Below are 24,966 nucleotides of genomic sequence, written 5' to 3'. Positions count from 1 at the left end.
ATGTCATGGGATTGCTTCGCAATCTCGCAATGACGGTCTAATATAGAAAGATGAAAAAACTAACAGGTCCATTCACTCAAATACTGCCTTTAACAGGCTTGCCGCTTAAAGGTGCGCTGAAGGATGAGCAATTGCAGATTGTTGCCAACGGCGGAGTATTGGTTGAAGATGGGGTGATATTGGCCGTTGATAATTTTGAAAAGCTCCGCAAAAGTTATCCATCGGCACAAATAGAAGAAATAACCGGCGATCAGATCTTGCTGCCTGGCTTTGTGGATTGCCATACGCATATCTGTTTTGCAGGTAGCCGGGCTAAGGATTATGCCATGCGCAATGCCGGTAAAAGCTATCTGGAAATTGCAGCCTCGGGCGGCGGGATCTGGGATTCTGTTACGCAAACCCGTTCGGCAGCAGAAACTGAATTAAGCAATTTACTGACGAAACGGATAGCCCGTCATTTGGCAGAAGGCGTAACAACTGTTGAAGTTAAAAGCGGTTACGGTTTGTCTGTGGTGGAGGAGCTGAAACAACTTAAAGCTATTCATCAGGCTGCTAACAAAACTCGCGCTCATATTATATCAACCTGTCTCGCTGCGCACATTAAACCCAAAGATTTTGATGGTACTGAAAGTGAATATCTGAAGTATTTGTTAAATGATCTGTTGCCGAAGATAAAGCAGCAGGATCTGGCAAACCGCGTTGATATTTTTATTGAGCAAAGAGCTTTTAATACCAGCGATGCGCTGTTTTATTTAAGCAGGGCCAAGCAAATGGGATTTGAGGCTACTGTTCATGCAGATCAGTTTACAACAGGTGGGAGCGAAGTCGCAGTTAAGGCAAGGGCCGCTTCTGCCGATCATCTGGAGGCCAGCTGCGATTATGAGATAAAATTATTGGCCAATTCAGATACTGTTGCTGTAACTTTACCCGGTGCTTCTTTAGGCCTCGGAATGGGATACGCCCCTGCCCGGAAACTGCTTGATGCCGGAGCCTGCCTCGCCATTGCCAGCGACTGGAACCCCGGCTCGGCTCCAATGGGCGATCTGCTGATGCAGGCGTCGGTAATGGCAACGGCTGAGAAGTTAAACACTGCTGAAGTGTTTGCAGGTTTAACCTACCGCGCAGCACAGGCATTAAAACTAAATGACCGCGGTATATTAACCAAAGGTAAGCTTGCAGATATGCAGGCCTATTCATGTAATGATTACCGTGAGATCTTATACCAACAGGGAAAACTAAAACCAGCCCAAGTTTGGACGGCAGAGAATAACGATTAAGCAAGTTTTGCAACTTGCTTAGCTACCAATGAACCATTGAACTAATGAACCAATGACCAAATTAATAGAATGCGTACCCAATTTTAGCGAAGGTGTTAACCTCGATATCATTAAACAGATAACAGATGCAGTTGAATCTGTTGAGGGGGTAAGACTACTCAATGTTGATCCGGGAAAGGCCACTAACCGAACCGTGGTAACTTTTGTGGGCGAACCGGAAAAAGTGATTGAAGCCGCCTATCGTGCCATAAAAAAAGCAGGCGAACTGATTGATATGAGCAGGCAAAAAGGCGAACACCCAAGGATGGGTGCAACTGATGTTTGTCCGCTGATACCGATCAGTAATATTACGATGGAGGAAACTGCGGAATATGCTAAGCAATTGGCCAAACGCGTGGGTGAGGAATTGCAGATCCCGGTTTATTTGTATGAGGCTGCGCAGCCTAACAAAAGCCGGAGCAACCTTTCAGTGATCCGCGCAGGGGAGTATGAGGGTTTTTTCAAGAAGATCAAACAACCCGAGTGGGCACCCGATTTCGGTCCGGCGGAGAACGATGTTAAGCGCGGGGCAACTGTAATTGGGGCACGTGATTTTTTAGTGGCTTATAACGTTAACCTGAATACTACTTCTGTCCGCCGGGCAAATTCTATCGCCTTTGATGTACGTGAAGCCGGCCGTACCCTGCGCGAGGGGGATCCGATCAACGGTAAAATAGTATATGACGAACCTGGCAAAGCCAAAACCATTCCGGGTTCGCTAAAGGCAGTAAAAGCCATTGGCTGGTATATTGAGGAATATGGTGTTGCCCAGATCTCGATGAATTTGACCAATATCAATATTACTCCGGTACATAAAGCCTTTGATGAAGTGTGTGACAAAGCTGCCGCGCGCGGTATTAGGGTAACAGGCAGCGAGCTTGTAGGCCTGATCCCCTTGAAGGCGATGCTTGATGCGGGCAAATATTTTTTAGAGAAGCAGCAGCGTTCTGTAGGTGTAAGCGAAAAAGAACTGATCAGGATAGCTATTAAATCGATGGGGCTTGATGAGCTTTCACCCTTTAAACCCGAAGAACGGATCATTGAATATTTGCTGAAAGATAAAGCCGACAGTAAACTTATTAACATGAGCCTTACCGATCTGGCCGATGAAACCGCGAGCGAAAGCCCGGCGCCAGGTGGTGGTTCAATATCAGCAGCTGTTGGCGCTTTGGGAGCTTCGTTGGCTACTATGGTGGCTAACCTGAGCTCGCATAAAAAAGGATGGGACAACCGCTGGCAGGAGTTTAGCGACTGGGCGCAAAAAGGTCAGCAGTTTAAGAATGAACTGTTAGCATTGGTCGATCAGGATACTACAGCCTTTAATCAGATCATGGAGTCGTTTGCTCTTCCAAAATCAAACGACGAGGAAAGGGCAATCCGTGATAAAGCTATTCAGGATGCTACCCGCTATGCTATTGAAATTCCTTTTAAGGTTATGGAAGCCGCTTTGGACAGCATGGAAGTAATAAAAGCAATGACATTAACCGGTAACCCCAATTCAATAACCGATGCCGGAGTGGCCGCCCTTTGTGCCCGCACTGCGGTATTAGGCGCGTTCATGAATGTAAAGATCAACGCTTCGGGCTATAAGGATAAAAGCTATGTAATTGACGTTATTTACCGTGGCAATGAAATTGAGCGGAAAGCGATTGCGCTGGAAGCGGAGATCATTGAGTTGGTGAATGAGAAAATAGGGTTGGAGTAACCGAAGCTGCTTCCAAAACGTCATTTTAAGACAGACTTACGAAGTTTTTAAAACTTCGTAAGTCTTATAGAGAACTTAATGGTAGGTTTGAGATTTAGTGTATCACACCAAATACTCAAACAAAGTCTGGTCTTTATTCAGTTCAATAACATTGAAACGGTGAGCATGCATGCGTTGCAGCAGCGCAGGATAATCTTCGGCATTTTTTAGCTCGATACCAACCAGTGCAGGACCGTTTTCTTTCTCATTCTTTTTGATGAATTCGAAACGGGTAATATCATCACCGGGGCCTAATACACTGTTCACAAACAGTTTCAATGCACCGGGACGCTGCGGGAAACGTACAATAAAGTAATGTTTCAGGCCTTCGTACAGGAGTGATTTTTCTTTAATCTCCTGCATGCGGGCAATATCATTATTGCCGCCGCTGATAATACAAACTACCTTTTTACCTTTGATCTGCTCTTTGCAGGCGTCAAGTGCGGCTACCGATAGTGCACCTGCGGGTTCAACCACAATGGCGTCCTCGTTGTAAAGTTTCAGTATGGTGGTACAAATTTTACCTTCAGGTACCAGCAGCATATCATCCAGGATATCTTTGCAGATATCATAAGTTAATGCGCCAACGCGCTTAACAGCGGCGCCATCAACAAAGCGGTCTATCTCATCTAACGTAATGGGCTTACCATGGTTTATGGCACCCAGCATTGATGGGGCACCTTCAGGCTCAACGCCTATCAGATGGATGTTTGGAACATTATTTTTAAGATAAGTACCTGTTCCCGATGCAAAGCCTCCACCGCCGATAGGCATAATCGCTACTTCAATATCCGGAAGGTCCTGCAGTATTTCAACGCCTACGGTTCCCTGACCCTCAATAACGCGGTAGTCATCAAAGGGAGGGATGAAGGTCATCTGGTTTTTTTCGGTGTAAGCGAGGGCTTCAGCCAGGCAATCGTCAAAGGTATCGCCGGTGAGTATGATCTCTATATTGCCGTTTCCAAACATGGCGGTTTGCTTAACCTTTTGTTTGGGGGTAATTTCGGGCATAAAAATTACACCTTTGATATTCTTTTTATTGCACGAAAAGGCTACGCCCTGGGCATGGTTACCCGCGCTGGCGCAAACCACGCCGCGGCTCAACACATCATCATTTAACTGACTGATCATGTTGTATGCGCCGCGCAACTTATAGGAGCGAACAACCTGCAGGTCTTCGCGTTTTAAATAAACCTCACACTCGTATTTTGCCGAAAGACCGGCGTTATATTGCAGCGGGGTACGTTTCACAACGTCCTTTATCCGCTGGTATGCCGCTTCAAAATCAAGCTGGCTTTTTGTATCAGTTTCCATTGTTAATTTTTTACCAGTCGGTGCGCCATAAGGCCTTGCAAATCCTGGTCATTTATGTCAAGCTTACTATCAGCAAGCGTTAAAAAGTTATTGTAAACAAAAGCAAGTTCTTCCTTATCCAGCGTGTATCCTAAACGCTCCAGATGGAATTTCAGAGCATGCCTGCCGCTGCGCGCGGTTAGCACTATTGTGGCGCTCGGAAAGCCTACATCTTCAGGGCGAATGATCTCATAGTTTTCACGCATTTTCAGGAAACCGTCCTGGTGAATACCTGAGCTGTGTGCAAAGGCATTGGCACCTACAATAGCTTTATTAGGCTGTACCGGCATCCGCATTTGCGTGCGGATCATCTGGCTCAACTCATAGAATCGTTTAGAATCGATATTGGTATGCAGGCCCAGGGTATGATGCGTTTTTAGGATCATCACCACTTCTTCAATAGAAGTATTACCTGCACGTTCGCCGATACCGTTGATAGTACCTTCAATTTGGCGGGCGCCGTTTTGTAAACCGGCTATTGAGTTGGCAGTAGCCAAACCAAGATCATTATGGCAATGTACCGAGATAATAGCTTTATCAATATTTTTAACGTTCTCTTTCAAAAATTTGATCTTAGCACCGTATTGGTCTGGTAAGCAGTAACCGTTTGTATCCGGAATGTTTACTACAGTAGCACCGGCGGCAATAACAGCCTCAACCATTTGGGCCAGGTAAACCACATCGGCCCTGCCGGCATCTTCGGCATAAAACTCAATATCCTCGACAGATTTTTTGGCGTATTTAACAGCTTCAACGGCACGCTCCAGAATTTCTTCGCGGGTGCTGTTGAATTTATGTTTAATGTGCATATCAGACGAACCGATACCCGTATGGATACGCGGGCGTTTGGCATATTGCAGAGATGCTACAGCAGCGTCAATATCACCTTTGTTGGCTCGGGTAAGTGCGCAAACGGTAGGTTCTTTAACGGCCTTTGAAATTTCAACAACGCTTTGAAAATCCCCCGGACTTGAAACCGGGAAACCTGCTTCAATGATATCCACGCCCAGTAGTTCCAGTTCCTTAGCTATCTCAATCTTTTCGGGGGTTGTTAACTGGCAACCCGGTACCTGCTCGCCATCGCGGAGCGTGGTATCAAAAACATAAACGCGGTTGGGATCGTGTAACATATCTTTTATTTTGATTTGAGATGTTAGATATGAGATTTGAGACTCATTACCTTACATCAGTTTTTTAATTAGATTTGAGATGTTAGATATGAGATTTGAGACCCTTATCTTATCCATCTTTTATTTATATTTTTATTTCGCTTGAGATTTACAATCTGTTAGAGGAAACTAAAATTTAAGTTAAGCAAAAAGTCTCATATCTCAAATCTCACGTCCCACATCTGCTTTCAGATCTCACGTCTCATATCTAAGTCCTACTTTTTAATTGCAACAAATCTTAACCTTTTATAGTCGGCATACCATTGGCCGTTATCATTATAAAAAGGTTCAAGCTTTTTAGTGATCTCGGCCAGGATCTGTTCTTTCTCATCCTCGGGAATGCCTTCTAAAAACTGTGCACCAAACATAGTAATCCATTTGGTTACACCCTGGTCGCCATCCTGTAGCTCGGTTCTGCGATCATAATGAATCATGTAGGTCACTCTGAAACCATGCTCTTCCAGTTTGGTAGCATACTCGCCAACTGAAGGGAAATACCATATTTTAGCGTCGGCATTTTCATTGTAACCATGATTATGCAGCACCAGTTTGGTAGCCTCAATCAAACGTTCAACATTATCCTTGCCGCCCATTTCGGCAACAAACCTGCCTCCTTTTTTAAGGCTGTTGGCTACGCTGTGAATAGCACCGTTGGCATCAAGCACCCAATGTAAGGCCGCGTTCGAAAACACGGCGTCATACTTTTCTGTGGTGTGAAAATCAGCCGCGTTCTCTACCGCGAAGTCCACGTCAGGGTAAAGCTGTTTAGCCTGAGCTATCATTTCGGGCGAATAATCGGTGCCTTTTACGATAGCGCCTTTATCCTGTATTTGTTTAGTTAAATGGCCTGTACCACAACCCAGATCGAGGATGCGCTCACCGGGTTTCACATCCAGCAACTCAAGTACATCCTCTCCGTATTTAAATACGAAGGCATGCTTTTGGTCGTATAAATCAGCGTTCCATTTCATTGTTTTATATGATTACACCGATGTTTTTGATTACACCGATTTTGTTTTTTGGGATTTTACCGATTGATTAATGATTTCACCGGTTCCCTGCCTGATCTCTAATCTCAGCCTACAAATACTCCAGTACTTTTTGGCCCATTGCCGTAGTGCCTAAAATTTTGGCTTTATCGGTATTAGCATCAGCGATATCGCCGGTGCGGTAGCCGTCTTTCAGTGTTTTATCAATAGCGTCGGTTATCTTTTTAGCTTCTTCTTTTAAGCCGAAACTAATTTCAAGCATTAAAGCTACTGATAATATTGATGCCAGCGGATTTGCTTTATCCTGACCGGCAATATCATGTGCCGAACCATGGATAGGCTCAAAAAATCCTGTGCCATCACCTACTGAAGCCGAAGCCAGCATACCCATCGAACCTGCAATTTGCGATGCTTCGTCGGTAAGGATATCACCAAAAAGGTTGGCAGTTAATACCACATCAAACTTTTTAGGATTTTTTACCAGTTGCATAGCTGCGTTATCGATAAACATGTGCTCGGTTTCAACATCAGGGTATTGTTTGGCAATTTCCTGTACAACCTCGCGCCACAGGCGTGAAGCCTCCAGTACATTTGCTTTATCAACAGAGCATAACCTTTTACCACGTACTCGGGCTGCCTCATATGCTTTAATAGCAATGCGCTCAACTTCGTAACGTGAGTAAATCATCAGGTCGGAAGCTGTATTGCGGTCTTCACTACGTTTTTTCTCGCCGAAATAAACGTCGCCGGTTAATTCGCGGAAGAAAAGGATATCGGTACCTTTTAATATCTCGGGCTTAAGGCTTGATGCATCCAGAAGCTCATCAAACAGCATAATAGGACGCAGGTTGGCATATAAGCCAAGCTCCTTACGGATTTTTAATAATCCCTGCTCCGGACGCACTTTGGCCGACGGATCATTATCATATTTGATGTGACCGATAGCACCAAACAGGATAGCATCGCTTGCTTTAGCTTTAGCCAGTGTTTCATCAGGCAGTGGATTACCGGTTGCCTCGATACCCGCATGACCCATCAGGGCTTCGTCGAACGTAAATTCGTGGCCAAAATCCTGACCGATTTTTTCTAAAACTGCTTTACCCCAGGTGGTAACCTCCGGGCCTATCCCGTCGCCGGGTATTACTAATATATGTTTTTTAATTCCCATAACCCTAATCTCTGCCTGTGGCAGCGGTTTTTGTTTTTATAGATTTTATTTCATTCGGGTTTTACACCGCGTACTTCTTTTAGTTTCATCACCATTTGCTCGGCCTCGTTTTCTACCCAGTGGGTATACTCGTCAATGGCCTGCAAGCGCGATTCATCGTCGATGTAGCCTTCCTCAACCATTTGCTTTGATTGAGCTACTTTTGCCCAAATGCCTGCTTTGCCTTCAAAGTTATATTCGCCTTTTTGGTAAACCTCATCGGCATTAAATACTTCGATATTGGTAAACCCAGCTTCCTGCAAATATTCGGGCAGGTCTTCGGCAATATGATTGTTCATACCTGCATCGCCCCGCCACCTTAAAAAAGTAGCATAAAAACGCTGCATACTTGCCGGTGGCTGCGGCTGCCATTGCAAAGCCTCGTGGTTATAATCCAAAATGGATACTGTGCCACCAGGTTTTAACAACGAATACATTTTCCTCAAAGCCTCAACTGGGTTGTTCAACCATTGCAAAACACGAGCCGATACAATCAGGTCATACTTTTCTCCGGGTTCAAAACTGAACAGATCGGTATAAATGAGCTCCATATTTTGAACCGAAGCATAAGTTTCCTTACCGCTCTGGATAAAATATTCGGTATTATCAATGCCCGTAACATGACCGCTTTCACCAACCAACGCGGCAATATCCTTAGAAATAGCGCCGGTACCACAACCAACGTCCAGTACCTTCAGGCCAGGCCTAAGCAGGGGGGCAAGGGTTGCATAATCATTCGCTAAACTCCGTTCGTCGAATAATTTGGCGGTACCTTTACCTTCTCGCTGAATTACTTTATTGGTTGTTGTCATTGCGTTACTCTGTCATTTTGCTGCGCTTCATTAGGTCATTGAGCCATTTTTTCTGACCTTTTAGCTTTCGCCTTTAACCTTAACGGGCTACTTCAAATTCCTCAATCTTGCCTTTTTGGCTTAGGATGTAGTCGATATCATCGTAACCGTTTATTAAACAAGCTTTTTTGTAAGGGTTGATCTCGAAGCTTTCCTGTTCGCCGGTTGATGAGATTTTGATAGTCTGACTTTTAAGGTCGATCTCTACTTCAGCTTTGTGATCGGCATAAACGGCATCGAAGATCTTTTTCAGAAAATCGTCACTTACCTGTACCGGTAATAAGCCATTGTTAAGGGCATTGCCTTTAAAGATATCAGCAAAAAAGCTGCTCACTACTGCATCGAAACCATAATCAGATATGGCCCATGCAGCGTGCTCACGGCTACTGCCGCAACCAAAGTTTTTGCCTGCTACCAGCACTTTACCGCTAAAGTTTGGATCATTAAGCACGAAATCGGCTTTAGGAGCGCCGTCGCCTTCATAACGCCAGTCGCGGAATAAATTATTGCCAAAGCCATCGCGGGTAGTGGCTTTCAAAAACCTTGCAGGTATAATTTGATCAGTATCGATGTTCTCGATAGGCAAAGGAACTATAGTGGTTTGAATGTGTTTAAATATTTTAGTTGCCATCTTTTTCTTTTTTCTGAACCGGAATTTGTCGAATTTTTTGAATTACACGAATTTTAGAATTTTTTGAATCAAGTTTTAATTCTGATGGTTTCTTAATTCGCTTAATTTCGGTTCAGACATTATCCGGATTATACTTCTTATTCAATAATCGCTTAAACTGTAGGCTCTTACTTCCAAAATTAATAAGCAGCCCAGTTTTTATATTGTATGCTTCGAGGTAATTAATGCCTTGGGCGAGGTGAACATCTTCCAAAAATATGATCGCTTTCAGTTCAACCATTATTTCGCCCTCAACAAAGAAATCAACCCGGCGCGTCCCGATCTGCTCGTTTCTGTAAAAGATCGGCATCTCCATTTCCCTTACAAATCCTAATCCTTCATGGGCCATTTCAAGTTCTAATGCCCGTTGATAAATAGCTTCCTGAAAACCATTCCCTAAAACTGAATGAACCCTCATCGCGCAACCAATAATCTTGCTTGAGCAGTCTTTAAATTCTTCAGGCGTTTTCTTAAAAGTTTCCATTTATCGTTTTTCTCTGAATCTGTCAAATTACACGAATTTCAAAAGCCAATTTATAAATTCTAAAATTCGTGTAATTCAACAAATTCATTTAATTCCGGTTCAGACAACTTCTTCCTTCAAAAACTCGCGTATATCCGTAACCACACCCGTAATTGCACTCGCAGCCGCTGTTAACGGACTGGCAAGGAAAGTACGGCTGTTTGGCCCTTGTCTTCCTTCAAAGTTGCGGTTTGAGGTTGATACGCAATATTTACCTGCCGGGATTTTATCCTCGTTCATACCAAGGCATGCGCTGCAGCCTGGTTCGCGAAGTGGGAAACCGGCTTCGTTAAATATTTTATCGAGGCCTTCGGCTATGGCTTGCTGCTGTACTTGTTTTGAGCCGGGAACTACCCATACGGTAACATTATCAGCTTTGTGTTTGCCTTTTACAAACTCGGCAACCTGACGAAGGTCTTCAATGCGCGAGTTGGTGCAGCTGCCGATGAAGACGTAATCAATTGGTTTACCCAATAGTGTTTCATCATCGTGCAGGCCCATGTAATCAAGGGCTTTTTTATATGATCCCTGCTCTTTGGCTTCAAATGAAGCTGTTTCAGGAACGTGTTGTGTAACACCGATGCCCATACCCGGATTGGTTCCGTAGGTGATCATCGGCTCAATATCTTCGGCTTTAAAGGATAATACTTCGTCAAAAGATGCATCAGCATCCGAGTATAAAGTTTTCCAGTAAGCAACTGCTTTGTCCCACTCTTCGCCTTTAGGAGCAAATTCACGGCCTTTTACGTAGTTGATGGTGGTTTCGTCGGGAGCAATCAGTCCGCAACGTGCACCCATCTCAATACTCATGTTGCAGATGGTCATGCGGCCTTCCATGCTCAGTGAGCGGATGGTATCGCCTGCATACTCAACAGCATAACCGGTACCTCCGGCAGCCGAGATCTGCGATATGATGTAAAGGATAATATCTTTGGCACCAACGCCTTTTTGCAATTTTCCGTTCACTTCAATTTTCATGCGTTTTGGGCGCGATTGAAGTAAACATTGGGTAGCCAACACCTGCTCAACCTGAGATGTACCTATACCAAAGGCAATAGCACCAAAAGCGCCGTGGGTTGAAGTATGGCTGTCGCCACAAACATAAGTACCACCCGGACGGGTGATGCCCAGCTCGGGGCCTATAACGTGAACGATACCCTGGTACGGGTGGCCTAAGCCATATAGCTCAACACCAAACTCTTTACAGTTTTTGGTGAGCATATCTACCTGGTAGCGTGAAAGTTCTTCTTTAATGGGTAAGTGCTGATCAATGGTTGGAACGTTGTGATCTGCAGTGGCCACAGTTTGTTTTGGCCTGAAAACGGGCAAGCCTCTTTGACGCAAGCCATCAAATGCCTGCGGACTGGTTACCTCGTGAATGAAATGTGTATCGATATACAAAATATCCGGGAACCCCTCGCTGCTGCTGACGACGTGCGCATCCCAGATCTTATCAAATAATGTTTGTCCCATTTTATTATTTTTCTTTAGTAACGTCATTGCGAGGTACGGAGCAATCCCCGATTAGCAGATCCGATCTGTAAAGTTTGGGATTGCTTCGTGCCTCGCAATGACGTGTTGGTGAGTTTATTTTAAGGCTTTCGCCTTTTACCTTTCGGCTTTCACCTAATTTATTAAGCTTCTACAACCTGGTTTTCAGGACGTAAGCTGCGTACGGTTTTGCCTGCTTGCCATAATTCGCTTTCGCGTAATTCTTTCAGTTCGGCATCCAGTTTTTCACGGTAATCTGGCTGGCTGTTTGAGTCAATAGAACGTTGAGATTCTTTACCTGTAGCAACGCTTTCGTAAAGCTCTTCAAATACTGGTTTAGTAGCGTCACGGAATTTTTTCCACCAGTCAAGGGCACCACGTTGAGCAGTAGTTGAGCAGTTAGCATACATCCAGTCCATACCGTTTTCAGCAACAAGCGGCATTAATGATTGGGTAAGCTCTTCAACAGTTTCGTTAAATGCTTCAGATGGAGAGTGACCATGGCTACGCAATACATCGTACTGAGCAGCGAAGATACCTTGAACACAACCCATCAAAGTGCCACGCTCGCCGGTTAAATCGCTGTATACTTCTTTTTTGAAGTTAGTTTCGAATAAGTAACCGCTACCTACAGCGATACCTAAAGCGATAACACGATCAAATGCTTTACCGGTAGCATCCTGGAAGATAGCGTAGCTTGAGTTTAAGCCACGGCCTTGCAGGAACATACGGCGCAATGAAGTGCCTGAACCTTTAGGAGCAACCAGGAATACGTCAACATCAGCAGGAGGAACGATACCAGTTTGCTCGTTGAAAGTGATACCAAAGCCATGAGAGAAATATAAAGCTTTGCCTGGAGTTAAGTGTTTTTTAACAGTTGGCCATAACGCAATCTGGGCTGCATCGCTCAATAAGTAGCAAATCACAGTTCCCCTTTGCAAGGCTTCTTCAATTTCAAAAAGTGTTTCGCCGGGTACAAAACCATCGCTGATAGCTTTATCCCAAGTTTTAGTGCCTTTACGCTGACCAACAATTACGTTGATACCATTGTCTTTTTGGTTCAGGGCCTGGCCCGGACCTTGTACACCGTAGCCAATTACCGCTACTACTTCATCTTTTAATACTTCCTGAGCTTTTGATAAAGGGAACTCTTCGCGGGTTACTACGTTTTCTTCAGTGCCGCCGAAATTTAGTTTTGCCATTGTTTTTTTGATTTTTGTGATTTCACCGATTAGTGGTGATTTCACCGATTTTATTTGTATTGAGTAATTTATTTTCTTTTGGGATTTCACCGATTATTGGATGATTACACCGATTTTGACCGTTGATGGGTTTTGATTACGTTGATTTCACTGATTAAGACTTCCGGCTATGAACCATGATCTATCAACCATGAACCAACTCAACTAATCTCTATTCTCCAATCACTAATCTCTCCGCCTTCGGCGGGTTTACATCGTAAACACCTTCTCACCCTGGTTAAGGTATTCATTTTCGATTACCTCTTCACCTGGTTCAAGCCTTTCAAATTCGCGCAGTTTGCTGTTAAAGCCTTCACTGTCTTTAATGATAGCAACACGGGCGCTGCGTACAAACTCAATCAGGCCGTAAGGTTGTAATATGTTGATCAGGTTATCGGTTTCCTCGCGGTGACCGGTGGTTTCAAACACGGTGTAGTCCTTACGGATCACTACCGCGCGAGCACCGTTTTCGCGTAGTAAACGCTCAACGCTAACCTTTTCGGCAATTACATCGGTTGATACCTTATATAACGCTAATTCCTGCCAAATCACATCTTCGTTGGTGTGATAATATGCTTTTAACACCTCAACCTGTTTTTCTATCTGGCGGGTAAGTTTACGTACTACCTCTTCATATTCGTTAATTACAATATTGAAACGGTGAATACTTTCAATCTCCGACGGAGAAGTATTCAGGCTGTCGATATTGATTTTACGGCGTGTAAATATAATAGCTATCCTGCTTAATAAACCAATTTGGTTTTCGGTATATATGGTGATGTTAAATTCCTGTTTTTTTTCTGCTTCGCTCATGATTCTGTTTTTTAGAGGGCTTACTTTAACCTGATCTCGCTTACGCTGCATCCTTGTGGTACCATCGGGAATACGTTGTTCTCTTTGGTAACCATTATTTCTAAAAGGAATGATCCCGGTGCGCTTAGCATTTCATTTAATGCTGCAGTCAAATCTGCACGGTCATCAACTAATTTGCCCGGGATGCGGTATGCTGCGGCTAATGCCACAAAATCCGGACTTTGAATATCAACAAATGAGTAACGGCGCTGATTAAATAATTCCTGCCATTGTCTTACCATGCCCAGGAAGCGGTTATTAAGGATGATAATTTTTACATCGATACCGCTTTGCATAATAGTACCCAATTCCTGGCAGGTCATCTGGAAACCTCCATCGCCAATAATAGCTACTACAGTACGATCCTGAGCGCCAAATTTAGCACCTATAGCAGCAGGCAATGCAAAACCCATGGTTCCTAAACCACCGCTGGTTACGTTGCTGCGGGTATTGTTAAACTTAGCGTAGCGACATGCTACCATTTGGTGCTGACCTACGTCGGTAACGATAACTGCCTCGCCTTTGGTAATCTCGTTAAGCTGTTTGATTACCTCGCCCATAGTCATTTCAGGCGTAGTTGGATTAAGTTCGTTATGGATAACGGCCTCAACTTCCTGGCGGGTGTAATCATTGAATTTAGCTAACCATTCTGTATGTTCTTTCTTTTCGATGGCCTTGGTCAGCAATGGAAGTGTTTCCTTGCAATCGCCCCAAACCGGTACGGTTGATTTTACGTTTTTGTCGATCTCGGCAGGGTCAATATCTAAGTGAACAACTTTTGCTTGTTTAGCATATTTATCCAGGCGACCGGTTACACGGTCGTCAAAACGCATACCTATCGCGATCAATACATCGCACTCATTGGTTAACACGTTAGGGCCGTAGTTGCCGTGCATACCTAACATACCAACATTTAACGGGTGATCGGAAGGGATAGCACCGGCACCAAGCACTGTCCATGCTGCAGGGATACCGCTTTTTTCAACAAAGGCTTTAAACTCCTGCTCGGCACCGCCCAAAATAACACCCTGACCAAACAGGATGAAAGGTTTCTGAGCGCTGTTGATTAGGGCAGCAGCCTGCTCAATATATTGCGGACGAACGATTGGTTTCGGCCTGTAGCTACGGATATGATCGCATGGTTTGTAACCTGCGAAATCAAACAACTGGATCTGCGCGTTTTTGGTAATGTCTATCAATACCGGACCTGGCCTGCCGCTACGGGCAATGTAAAATGCCTTGGCAATAACTTCCGGGATTTCGGTGGCATCAGTTACCTGGTAGTTCCATTTGGTAACCGGGGTGGTGATGTTGATTACGTCAGTTTCCTGGAAGGCATCGGTACCTAAAAGGTGTGCGAAAACCTGGCCGGTGATACAAACTAATGGGGTACTGTCAATCTGGGCGTCGGCCAACCCTGTTACCAGGTTAGTAGCACCCGGACCGCTGGTAGCGAATACCACACCCACTTTGCCCGATGTACGCGCGTAACCCTGGCCGGCGTGAATGCCGCCCTGTTCATGGCGCACCAATATGTGGTTCAGTTTATCATTGTAATCAAACAAAGCATCATAAATGGGCATGATGGCGCCGCCCGGGTAACCAAAAATGGTATCGGTACCTTCGGCTATCAATGCTTCTAATAATGCTACCGATCCTGAAACGTTTACGGTTTCGGTGGCGGCTGGCGCGGTTAAGGTTTCTTGTGCAGTTTCCATACCTGTATTTTTTATATTCACAGCACTTTTTGGTGCTAAACTGATTTATTCTATCTGTCTCTAATTTGCTAAAATGAACGGGCTTAGTTTGTGTTCATTTTATTCATGGCTTTTTTATGAGCCATTTTGTTCATTAATTATTCGTCGGTAACGCAGCCTTCGGCAGCGGTAGTTACGTTTTTAGCGTAACGGTATAACACACCCTTGGTAACCTTCAGCGCCGGTTTTTGCCATGCGGCACGGCGTGCGGCTATTTCTTCTTGCGGTAGCGAAACGTTTATAGTATTGGCAACAGCATCAATATTAATGATATCATCGTCTTTTACCATCGCTATAAACCCGCCATCGTAAGCCTCGGGTGTGATGTGACCGACGACGAAGCCATGCGTACCGCCGCTAAAGCGTCCATCTGTAATTAATGCAACTGAACTACCCAAACCAGCACCGAATATGGCTGAGGTTGGTTTTAGCATTTCCGGCATGCCTGGCGCGCCTTTAGGGCCTACGTTGCGGATCACCACAACATCGCCCTTTTTAACACGGCCACTCTGGATACCGGCAATCAGTTCAAACTCGCCGTCAAATACACGGGCAGGGCCGGTGAAACGTTCACCTTCTTTACCGGTGATTTTGGCAACGCTACCACCTTCGGCAAGGTTTCCGTACAAAATTTGCAGGTGACCGGTAGCTTTAATAGGGTTTTCTTTCGGTTTGATGATCTTTTGAGTCTCAAACTCCAGGGCCGGGATCTCGGCAAGGTTTTCGGCAATGGTTTTACCGGTAACAGTAAGGCAATCACCATGTAACCAGCCCTGCTCTAAACAATATTTCATTACAGCCGGAACACCGCCAATGTTGTGCAGATCTTCCATCATGTATTTACCGCTTGGTTTCATATCGGCCAATACCGGGATCCGGTTACTTACAGCCTGGAAATCATCCTGGGTTAATTTAACGTCAACGCTTTTTGCCATCGCAATCAGGTGCAATACAGCGTTGGTTGAGCCGCCCAATACCATGATCACAACAATTGCATTTTCAAATGCCTCACGGGTCATGATATCTGATGGTTTAATATCCTTTTCTAACAATACCTTGATAGCTTTACCGGCGGCAAGGCATTCTGCTTTTTTCTCAGCGCTTAGGGCAGGGTTTGATGATGAATACGGTAAACTCATACCCAATGCTTCGATAGCGGCAGCCATGGTATTCGCTGTATAGATACCGCCACAGGCGCCGGCGCTTGGGCAGGCATTTTTAATAACGCCCATAAAATCAACATCATCTATCTGGCCGGCAATCTTTTTGCCCAAAGCCTCAAATGCAGATACAATGTTCAAGTCTTCACCTTTCCAGTGGCCTGGTTTGATAGTACCACCGTAAACCATGATTGAAGGACGATTTAAACGGCCCATAGCCATGATGGAACCTGGCATGTTTTTATCACAACCCGGTAGTGTAATTAAGCCATCATAATACTGAGCGCCGGTTACAGCCTCAATTGAGTCGGCAATGATATCGCGGCTCACCAATGAGTAACGCATACCTTCGGTACCATTGCTCATGCCATCACTTACACCTATAGTGTGGAAAATGAGGCCTACCATGTCTTCATCCCAGATACCTTGTTTAACCAGCTTAGCCAGGTCATTGAGGTGCATGTTGCAAGTGTTACCATCGTAACCCATGCTGGCCACGCCGACCTGTGCTTTGCGCATATCATCGTCGGTTAAGCCAATCCCGTAAAGCATGGCCTGTGCAGCAGGCTGGGTTGGGTCCTGGGTAAAGGTTTTGCTATACTTGTTCAATTCTATAGCGTTGGTGGTATCTGATGATGAACTCATTTTGTTAGATATGTAGACAGTTTTAGTATTTAATTTTGTTGATGATACTGGTTTACTTGGTATCGAAAATCAATATATGTAAGGTAGCCATAGCATCAGGCAATAGCAATAGTAGGCACTGATTTTTTGAAATAAGTAGTTTATTTTAATTTTTTTTATTTTATAAAATTTAATTCTGTTTTATTTTAAAATAAGGATATAAAATTTTTAATGAAATATACCAAAGTTCAAAACGGTATTCGGTATGTTTTTTATGCATGCATAGTAAGTTGTCGATTTTCTGCCTGAAATGGGAGGAATGGTAATTTAACTTTAGAAAAAAAGTATCCGGCTGTGCTAATGGAAGTTGATAAATGATTAGTTTCAGGCATTAATATCATATACTTACAATGAACAAAATCCTAATCCTGACATTACTGCTATTTAGCGTAACAAAAAGTTTCTCGCAAGATGCATTTACCGCCATCGAAAACAAAAATTACGATCAGCTTTCCGAATTATTGAAATCACCAAAGAATATAAACATAAGAGGTAAAAATGATATGACACCCTTGCTTAAAGCAGTAGGGCAAAACGATCTTAAAGCTGTAAAGATGTTGGTGGAAGCGGGAGCTGATTTAAGCTTTGTTCCAAAATCAAATTGGACACCCCTGATGGTGGCTTGCCAAAGCGGCAGTACCGAAATGGCCGCCTACCTGATTGAAAAAGGTGCAGATATTAATGCTAAAGACGAGCACAATTGGAACCCCATCATTATAGCATCAAGAAACGGACAGGCAACAACGGTTGCCTTGCTGTTAACCAAAGGAGTTGATGTAAATTGTAAAGCGGCAGATAAATCTACCCCGTTATTAATAGCCTCTTATAAGGGGCACTATGATGTGATAAAGTTACTGCTTGAAAAAGGTGCCGATCCAAACCCGGTAAATCGGGATAGCTAAACGGCTTTGTTTTTAGCTGCTAAACAGGGCCGGGCCGAAATAGTTAAATTATTGCTACAGCATCATGCCGATAAAACCTTTATTAATAAGGATGGGGTGAGTATTTGCGATGCTGCTAAAAGCAACGGTTACAAAGAAATCTGTGATTTGCTTTAGCGAGGCTTCGTCTGATTTGGTCGAACAAAAACTGGAGTCGCTTTTTAATGATATCGAGCTGTTATTGCAAGCTAAGTTGGCCGTTCCGGAAGCATTCTTTTCTGCCTCAATGATCCACTTGATGTTTGTGAAGATCCATCCTTTTGAAGATGGCAATGGACGTACTGCACGCCTGTTTGAAAAATGGTTCATATCCGAAAGCTCGGTCCTAAAGCCTGGTTCCTGCAAGCGGAAAAATATCACTATGACCATCAATAACATCAGGCTGCTGGGACTGGAATATGAGTTGCTGGATTATTCTGCGGCTCTGCCTTTTTTGCTGATGTTGCCTCAATCTCTTTAAATAGTTCAGTCCCCATTATTCTGCACATTTGCACCCCGTAAAATGGTAAGTATGAATCCTAAGTTGTAGAATTAAAAATAAGAGTTGATTTATTCGAATAGTTTATTTCTTTATATTTGACATAATCTAACCCTGTCACCCTGAATGAAAAACCTAACCTGTATAATTCTACTGCTCTTAGTAGCAACGGCAAATGCCCAGATAAAAAAGAAACCTGTTAAAGCTGTTGCTGAAAATAAGCCGCTAATTGTCTCAACTCCAAAAGCCACGGCTGTAATTAAAGGGAACGTCAAAAACTTTACTGATAAATATTGGGAGATGGCTGTAACCGGCGATTTAACTAACTACTCATTAACAATACCGGTTGATAAGGACGGCAATTTCAATACAGCTATAAATATTGACGGAGATACCGAAGATATCTATCTGTACCTCAATGATGATGCTATCACCGTTTGCGCCCAAAGGAACGATACCCTGGTACTTAGTTGGATAATAAGGACTTTAAAAGCACATTCCGCATCACCTCTCCTTTCCAGCATACAAACGAGCGGTTGCAAACCATGATGCTGATGTATAATCTCTACCGTAAAGAGTCGATGGATTTGGGACAATCCTTATATGATAATAAACTCACCGATTCCGCAAAGTTTGAGAAGATCAATAAGTTATATAATAAAGTGATGATGACAGCTGCGGTGCATCTTGATCATCCCGAAAGTCAGAAGTTAATTACCGATGTTTATTATCAGTATGTTGGTTTTTTGAATAGTCATCACTTGTTATCTAAATATGAGTTGCATATAAACGACACCTCTGCTACAGGAAAAGCGCTCAATCAGCAATTTCCTGCCGGAGCATATCACGCCCAATCAGAGTTTTCTTTTAAAAACAGCAATAGCTACAAAGAATTTATTTTTAACTACGTCCGATTTTATAAGGGATTGAATAATACAACGATAATAGGATCGGATTGGGATAAGAAAATGACGCCTTTTGCTCCTGCGTGGGATGAATATTATCTGGGCCTGGCCAATCTTCATTTAATTGAGCTTCGTGATTGGTTTGTAACGAAAGCCATAGAGATGGATTTTGGTTACTATTCGTTTGACGATGCTGAGAACATCTACAAGGATTTTAAAACTAAGGTTAAAACGCCAAGATATGCAGATACTCTTGCGCAATTTTATGCAACTGTACGGCAATTAAAACCCGGTAATCTGGCGCCTGAATTTAGTTTGAAGAATGATAAGGGTGAGGTGGTGTCCTTGAAAAGCTTCCGGGGAAAAGTAGTGTATATCGATTTTTGGGGCGTAGGATGCGGCCCTTGCGTTTACGAAATAAAGAACACGACTGCAGCTTTGCATGAGCGGTATAAAGATAAGAATGTAGTGTTCCTCAACATCTGTGTTGATTCGGACGAGAAAGCGTGGAAAAGTAGTTTGGCCTCATTAAATATAAGTGGTGTCAACCTCATTGCTGAGGGCTGGACAAGAAACCCGGTATGTCAAAAATATAACGTAACAGGTATCCCTCATTATATTACAATCGGAACCGATGGCAAGATTGTAAATAATAACAGCGAAAGGCCATCATCCGGGTATACACTTACAGCAGAGCTTGACAAGGCTTTGAAACAAGCGCATTAACGAGAAAGGTTATGATTGATAAAAATATAGGTCATTATTGATTGTAAGGTATGAAGCAATCCCCAGGGCAATTACAGGGTAGTTTGTTTGCATGGGCCGCTCTGCTAATAGGAGATTGCTTCGTACTTTACAAAAATGGCGTTTACGTATCCTCCCCAAAAAAGGGTACAAAAAAGCCCGGATAAAAGCTTATCCGGGCTTTATAAATTTATAAAGTAGCGCCTATTTGTGCTGAATGCCTTCGGCCAAAACAGTTACTTTATTGTTTAATGCTTCAACAACACCGCCTTTAATAAAAAACACTTCTTCTTTAGCTGCACCACCGCGTACGGTAAGTTTGCCATCCTGAAGGGTGGAAATGATTGGGGCGTGGTTGTTCAGTATTTCAAATAATCCCAAAGCACCAGGTAAGGTTACTGAGGTGGCCTCGCCTTCGTAAACTTTTTTATCGGGAGTAAGAATTTCTAATGTCATGCTTTTTGAGATTCAAGATTTAAGAATCAAGAGCCAGGCTTTTCCTGTTCTTGATTCTTGAGTCTTATTTTCTTGCTTCTTATTAAGAGTTAGCTTCAGCCAACAGCTTTTTGCCTTTTTCAATAGCATCTTCAATGCTGCCAACTAAGTTGAAAGCTGCTTCAGGATACTCGTCAACTTCACCGTCCATGATCATGTTGAAACCTTTGATGGTATCTTTAATGTCAACCAGTACACCTTTTAAGCCGGTGAACTGCTCAGCAACGTGGAATGGTTGTGACAAGAAACGTTGAACACGACGAGCGCGTGATACAACTAACTTATCTTCTTCAGAAAGCTCGTCCATACCAAGGATGGCGATGATATCCTGAAGCTCTTTGTAACGTTGTAAAGTTTCTTTAACACGTTGAGCTGTATTGTAGTGCTCATCACCTAAAACAGCTGGGCTAAGGATACGCGAGGTTGAATCCAATGGATCCACCGCAGGATAAATACCAAGCTCGGCAATTTTACGTGAAAGTACAGTAGTAGCATCTAAGTGGGCGAAGGTTGTAGCCGGCGCCGGGTCGGTCAAGTCATCCGCAGGTACGTAAACGGCCTGTACCGAAGTGATTGAACCGCGTTTGGTTGAAGTGATACGCTCCTGCATGGTACCCATCTCGGTTGCAAGTGTTGGCTGGTAACCTACTGCTGATGGCATACGACCTAATAGTGCTGATACTTCTGAACCTGCCTGTGTAAAGCGGAAGATGTTGTCGATAAAGAAAAGGATATCACGACCTTTACCATCTTCATCACCGTCACGGAAGTACTCGGCAATAGTTAAGCCTGAAAGGGCCACACGTGCACGTGCACCCGGCGGCTCGTTCATCTGGCCGAACACGAATGTTGCTTTTGAATCTTTCATGGCTTCGGTATCAACTTTAGTTAAGTCCCAACCGCCTTCTTCCATTGAATGCATGAAAGCGTCGCCATATTTTATAATGCCTGATTCAAGCATCTCACGTAAAAGGTCATTACCTTCACGTGTACGCTCACCAACACCGGCAAATACAGATAAACCTGCATAAGCTTTTGCGATGTTGTTGATCAGTTCCTGGATTAATACAGTTTTACCTACACCGGCACCACCAAACAAACCAATTTTACCACCTTTTGCATAAGGCTCTAAAAGGTCGATAACTTTAATACCTGTAAAAAGTACTTCAGTTTCGGTAGATAGGTCTTCAAACCTTGGAGGGGTTGCGTGAATAGGGCGACCATTTACTTTGTCAAGATTCGGGATACCGTCGATAGCATCACCTACCACGTTAAATACACGACCTTTGATATTATCACCTACCGGCATTTTGATAGCAGCTTCGGTATCCAATACCTTCATACCGCGTAACAAGCCGTCGGTCGAGTCCATCGCGATAGCACGTACACGGTCTTCGCCTAAGTGCTGCTGAACCTCTAAAATAACTTTTTGGCCATTGTCTTTCGTGATCTCTAATGCGTCATAAATTTTAGGAAGATGAGCGTCATCAGCGAAACTTACGTCGACTACCGGACCAATGATCCTTGAAATTTTTCCAATGTTTGGCATATATAACCTGGTGTTTTTTAAAAAATGCTTTTACTGAACAGCAACATACATCATTTGTAACAGGAATGTATAAGATGCTATTTCAGAGGCGCAAAGTTAAGATTTCTATCCAATTATTTACATAGTGTTTTAAGATTTTTGGAGGATAATTTCAACATTGCTAATTGTTTGCTTTTATTGCACGAAAGTCAATACAATTTTGCCTGTATGAGTACTGCTTTCCATAAGCTTATGAGCTTCGGCGGCCTCGCCGGCATCAAAAGTTTTGTACACTATAGGCCTGATTTTTCCTGACGATAACAATGGCCATATTTTTTGTTCAAGGTTTTGGGCGATGGCTGCTTTGAAAGCTGTGTTCCTACTGCGTAGCATCGAGCCGGTAATGATCAGTCTTTTTGCCATTACTTTGCCCAAATCAAGCTGTACTTCGCGGCCATTCATTGCGTTGATCATGACCAGCCGCCCCTCAACAGCCAGCGAATCAATATTGCCAGGCATGTAATCGCCGCCTATCATATCCAATATCACGTTAACACCAGCGCCATTGGTGAGTGCTTTGATCCCTTCTTTAAAATCAGCGGTTTTATAGTTAATGGCTTTATTAGCTCCAAGCTGCTCACAAAAGCTGCATTTATCGTCGGAACCAGCCGTTGTGTAAACGGTACTGCCTAAAGCTTTGGCCATTTGAATAGCTGCAACGCCAATGCCGCTTGAGCCACCGTGTACCAATAATGATTCGCCGGGTTGAAGGCTACCGCGATCAAAAACATTGCTCCAAACGGTAAAAAATGTTTCGGGGAGGGAAGCAGCTTCGGGGAAACTTAAACTGGCAGGAACAGGCAGGCACTGGCCATCGGGCGCTTTACAATATTCGGCATAACCACCGCTGGCAACCAAAGCGCAAACCCTGTCGCCGGGTTTCCAGCGGGTAACGGCTTTGCCAACTTCAATAACAGTACCGGCCACATCCAGGCCAGGGATATCCGCCGGTGCACCTGCCGGCGGCGGATAGTTTCCTTTGCGTTGAAAAACATCAGGTCGGTTAATACCCGCGGCCATTACTTTTATCAGCACTTCATCGTTGGCGATAACGGGTTTTGGCCTATCGGTTAGCTGCAAAACTTCGGGCCCGCCGGGTTGGGTGATCACTATTGCTTTCATAGATTGTAGTTGAAAGCTAAGTTAGCGCTAAAATGTTTGTCCGGAAAGTTTTCGTTCTTCGACGATACAAGCAGAAATGACACGAGTATCCATTGCCCTCTTCCAGCCCCTCATACTTGCGCCAGTCGATAGGCGGCGGACACGGAATAGGATCTGCCGGCGGCGGAAAACCGCCGTCATCAGGCGGGGATCCCCTGAATCACAATCTATACAACAACCCAAGAGTTGATCATGATTTTTCCACCATAAATGTTTAACTTAGCTGAGCTACTGCCGATAACAACGTAATCTCCCAAAAGCTAAAATAATCACGATCTGTTTCATTGTATAAAACACTACTTTATATTTCATTTAGTAATGGATTTAGGTCCACTTCCTTCAAGTTGAGTTTTCACTAAAGTATAACCACCAGAGTTTGGCTCGATAAAATATAAATAAAATGGCTTTTTAACATCGTATTTAGTTGCTTTATCCTCTTCCGCAAATTGTTTCAATTTATAGATTAATTCAGCCAATGAAAATATCTTAATTAATTTAAGTTTATCAGGGCTTAGTTTAGCAGGTTGTTGAAAATGGCTACTATAAGCAAAAGTTGGTTTATCCATCAATTCAGAGCATGAAGCATATATTTTCAACTCATAAAATTTAACAAGCCCTTCCCGGTATGTGTGCCATAATTTATCCGAAGCTAAAGTTTTAGTTGTGTCCAAAAGATAAAAGGCAGAATCAGCTTTGGGGGTGATTTGGGCGTTTACTGTGTACGTGGTAAAAAACATCGAAATCAAAAAAACTATCTTCATATTATTGACAATTATTTGGCAATTTATTTGCTGTTGCATAAAGTTGTGTTGGCCAAAAAGCATCTAACTTTGCCTGAGTAATACCATATCTTGTCATTAACTTATTATATTCATCTGTTAATGAGCCCCTGCATTGGCAAATAGTCGCTTCCATTATTTAATCCATATAATATTGTCATCGCATATTCTTGATCTGTGTGAGCGCCATTATCAAATGTCTTTAAAGACTTGACAGCCTTGTCGAAATATTCGTCAAGCATGCTCCAATGATCTCTGAAATTACTTGGTAACCCCAACATCCAGGCATACGCATCAACTGAATATAACCAGGGTTTATTCGAATCGTAGTATGGAGGAGCGGTAAACGTTGGGCCGCCAGTAATTATTTTATAGTTAATGTAAGCATGTAAAGTTTCATGTATAGCAATAGCCGCGATCATTAATTGAGAACTATTACGCAATATATTTGTGTTTAAAGAAACAGTCGCACTTCGGTTAACTGTACCTTGTGCTTTGTCCGTCGTTGTGAGGCCCAATTCGATCGTGCCTGAGTTTCCTTTAGGAGCCCATGGCAAGGAGGCATTATTCCAATTAAGGTCTGGCTTTTTTTCGGTAGTAAATGCAGCTATCAAGTCAGAATAAACGCCACAACCAGCCAAATTATCGATGATCAACTTAGTTGCACACGGGAAATTTTTAGATAAGCTATCTGTTTTAATCGTTAATGTTGTAGTTACCGGGGGCAAATTAACGACCGGCTGCGGGCAAGGAATAGGATCTGCCGGCGGCGGAAAACCGCCATCATCGGGTGGGGGGCCTGTTGGGTTTGCAAGCTATTAACCTTAACTGTTTTTACGGCATCGTTAATATAAGGAATATTGCATTG

At 43.5% G+C, this 24,966-nt stretch carries 25 protein-coding genes; 8 read left to right on the top strand and 17 right to left on the bottom strand.

The window, feature by feature from the left end; genetic code table 11:
• The first annotated feature begins 50 nt into the window (after positions 1-50).
• Positions 51-1,277 (top strand): imidazolonepropionase, encoded by a 1,227-nt coding sequence (hutI, locus tag IEX80_RS24590; protein ID WP_188834464.1) that lies wholly within the window; start codon positions 51-53, stop codon positions 1,275-1,277.
• A gap of 52 nt (positions 1,278-1,329) precedes the next feature.
• Complete coding sequence (ftcD, locus tag IEX80_RS24585) at positions 1,330-3,021, top strand: glutamate formimidoyltransferase (RefSeq protein WP_188834463.1); 1,692 nt, start codon at positions 1,330-1,332, stop codon at positions 3,019-3,021.
• A 102-nt stretch (positions 3,022-3,123) separates the two neighbouring features.
• Here the strand turns inward: ftcD and ilvA are convergent, their stop codons facing one another.
• The 12 genes from ilvA to ilvD all read right to left on the bottom strand — a co-directional run bounded on the left by ilvA (position 3,124) and on the right by ilvD (position 16,968).
• Positions 3,124-4,374 carry a threonine ammonia-lyase IlvA gene (ilvA, locus tag IEX80_RS24580; protein WP_188834462.1) on the bottom strand — a complete coding sequence of 417 codons (1,251 nt, stop codon included), beginning with the start codon at positions 4,372-4,374 and terminating at the stop codon, positions 3,124-3,126.
• Positions 4,375-4,376: 2 nt separating this feature from the next.
• Positions 4,377-5,543, bottom strand: a complete 1,167-nt coding sequence (locus IEX80_RS24575; RefSeq protein ID WP_090530095.1) for a 2-isopropylmalate synthase — start codon at positions 5,541-5,543, stop codon at positions 4,377-4,379.
• A 254-nt stretch (positions 5,544-5,797) separates the two neighbouring features.
• A complete protein-coding gene (locus IEX80_RS24570; protein ID WP_188834461.1) occupies positions 5,798-6,553 on the bottom strand; it encodes a class I SAM-dependent methyltransferase in 756 nt (251 codons plus the stop codon).
• A gap of 109 nt (positions 6,554-6,662) precedes the next feature.
• Positions 6,663-7,733, bottom strand: coding sequence for a 3-isopropylmalate dehydrogenase (leuB, locus tag IEX80_RS24565; RefSeq protein WP_188834545.1), 1,071 nt, complete (start codon positions 7,731-7,733; stop codon positions 6,663-6,665).
• Positions 7,734-7,789: 56 nt separating this feature from the next.
• On the bottom strand, positions 7,790-8,590 hold the full coding sequence (locus IEX80_RS24560) for a methyltransferase domain-containing protein (protein ID WP_188834460.1): 801 nt from the start codon (positions 8,588-8,590) through the stop codon (positions 7,790-7,792).
• Between the two features lie 79 nt (positions 8,591-8,669).
• Positions 8,670-9,260, bottom strand: coding sequence for a 3-isopropylmalate dehydratase small subunit (gene leuD / locus IEX80_RS24555; protein ID WP_188834459.1), 591 nt, complete (start codon positions 9,258-9,260; stop codon positions 8,670-8,672).
• 112 nt (positions 9,261-9,372) lie between these two features.
• Entirely contained in the window at positions 9,373-9,783 is a 411-nt protein-coding gene (locus IEX80_RS24550; protein WP_188834458.1) for a GxxExxY protein, read from the bottom strand.
• Between the two features lie 99 nt (positions 9,784-9,882).
• Complete coding sequence (leuC, locus tag IEX80_RS24545) at positions 9,883-11,295, bottom strand: 3-isopropylmalate dehydratase large subunit (protein ID WP_188834457.1); 1,413 nt, start codon at positions 11,293-11,295, stop codon at positions 9,883-9,885.
• A 161-nt stretch (positions 11,296-11,456) separates the two neighbouring features.
• Complete coding sequence (gene ilvC / locus IEX80_RS24540; protein WP_090531289.1) at positions 11,457-12,515, bottom strand: ketol-acid reductoisomerase; 1,059 nt, start codon at positions 12,513-12,515, stop codon at positions 11,457-11,459.
• Between the two features lie 249 nt (positions 12,516-12,764).
• Positions 12,765-13,367 carry an acetolactate synthase small subunit gene (gene ilvN / locus IEX80_RS24535; RefSeq protein ID WP_090530083.1) on the bottom strand — a complete coding sequence of 201 codons (603 nt, stop codon included), beginning with the start codon at positions 13,365-13,367 and terminating at the stop codon, positions 12,765-12,767.
• A gap of 20 nt (positions 13,368-13,387) precedes the next feature.
• Entirely contained in the window at positions 13,388-15,124 is a 1,737-nt protein-coding gene (gene ilvB / locus IEX80_RS24530; RefSeq protein ID WP_188834456.1) for a biosynthetic-type acetolactate synthase large subunit, read from the bottom strand.
• Positions 15,125-15,261: 137 nt separating this feature from the next.
• Positions 15,262-16,968: a dihydroxy-acid dehydratase gene (ilvD, locus tag IEX80_RS24525; RefSeq protein ID WP_175490025.1), complete on the bottom strand. Its 1,707-nt coding sequence runs from the start codon at positions 16,966-16,968 to the stop codon at positions 15,262-15,264.
• Positions 16,969-17,357: 389 nt separating this feature from the next.
• On the opposite strand from ilvD, the gene IEX80_RS24520 reads away from it, so the two are divergent.
• From IEX80_RS24520 to IEX80_RS24500, 5 genes are all read left to right on the top strand, one after another.
• Entirely contained in the window at positions 17,358-17,909 is a 552-nt protein-coding gene (locus tag IEX80_RS24520; RefSeq protein ID WP_188834455.1) for an ankyrin repeat domain-containing protein, read from the top strand.
• Positions 17,910-17,915: 6 nt separating this feature from the next.
• Positions 17,916-18,065, top strand: a complete 150-nt coding sequence (locus IEX80_RS28045) for an ankyrin repeat domain-containing protein (RefSeq protein WP_188834454.1) — start codon at positions 17,916-17,918, stop codon at positions 18,063-18,065.
• Entirely contained in the window at positions 18,019-18,408 is a 390-nt protein-coding gene (locus IEX80_RS24510; RefSeq protein WP_229701751.1) for a Fic family protein, read from the top strand. Before IEX80_RS28045 ends, IEX80_RS24510 begins: the two co-directional genes overlap by 47 nt.
• 144 nt (positions 18,409-18,552) lie before the next feature.
• The gene (locus IEX80_RS24505) at positions 18,553-18,975 is read left to right on the top strand and encodes a hypothetical protein (RefSeq protein ID WP_188834453.1); all 423 of its coding nucleotides are present in this window, start codon (positions 18,553-18,555) and stop codon (positions 18,973-18,975) included.
• A 5-nt stretch (positions 18,976-18,980) separates the two neighbouring features.
• Positions 18,981-20,057: a TlpA family protein disulfide reductase gene (locus IEX80_RS24500; protein WP_188834452.1), complete on the top strand. Its 1,077-nt coding sequence runs from the start codon at positions 18,981-18,983 to the stop codon at positions 20,055-20,057.
• A gap of 222 nt (positions 20,058-20,279) precedes the next feature.
• On the opposite strand, the gene atpC is transcribed toward IEX80_RS24500, so the two are convergent.
• The 5 genes from atpC to IEX80_RS24475 form a co-directional block, all read right to left on the bottom strand.
• Positions 20,280-20,531 (bottom strand): ATP synthase F1 subunit epsilon, encoded by a 252-nt coding sequence (gene atpC, locus IEX80_RS24495; RefSeq protein WP_091174059.1) that lies wholly within the window; start codon positions 20,529-20,531, stop codon positions 20,280-20,282.
• Between the two features lie 82 nt (positions 20,532-20,613).
• Positions 20,614-22,119 carry a F0F1 ATP synthase subunit beta gene (gene atpD / locus IEX80_RS24490; protein ID WP_090530069.1) on the bottom strand — a complete coding sequence of 502 codons (1,506 nt, stop codon included), beginning with the start codon at positions 22,117-22,119 and terminating at the stop codon, positions 20,614-20,616.
• A 174-nt stretch (positions 22,120-22,293) separates the two neighbouring features.
• Positions 22,294-23,280, bottom strand: coding sequence for an NAD(P)H-quinone oxidoreductase (locus IEX80_RS24485; protein WP_188834451.1), 987 nt, complete (start codon positions 23,278-23,280; stop codon positions 22,294-22,296).
• Positions 23,281-23,627: 347 nt separating this feature from the next.
• Positions 23,628-24,080 (bottom strand): hypothetical protein, encoded by a 453-nt coding sequence (locus tag IEX80_RS24480; RefSeq protein ID WP_176625187.1) that lies wholly within the window; start codon positions 24,078-24,080, stop codon positions 23,628-23,630.
• Between the two features lie 110 nt (positions 24,081-24,190).
• Positions 24,191-24,754, bottom strand: a complete 564-nt coding sequence (locus IEX80_RS24475) for a hypothetical protein (RefSeq protein WP_176625185.1) — start codon at positions 24,752-24,754, stop codon at positions 24,191-24,193.
• Here IEX80_RS24475 and IEX80_RS24470 point away from each other — a divergent pair.
• Positions 24,747-24,920, top strand: coding sequence for a hypothetical protein (locus IEX80_RS24470; protein ID WP_176625183.1), 174 nt, complete (start codon positions 24,747-24,749; stop codon positions 24,918-24,920). The two genes, IEX80_RS24475 and IEX80_RS24470, sit on opposite strands and share 8 nt — an antisense overlap.
• The last annotated feature ends 46 nt before the right edge of the window (positions 24,921-24,966 follow it).

This window comes from Mucilaginibacter rubeus, assembly GCF_014643835.1.
Lineage (GTDB): Bacteria > Bacteroidota > Bacteroidia > Sphingobacteriales > Sphingobacteriaceae > Mucilaginibacter > Mucilaginibacter rubeus.
This window is presented reverse-complemented; position numbering and strand designations above follow the sequence as displayed.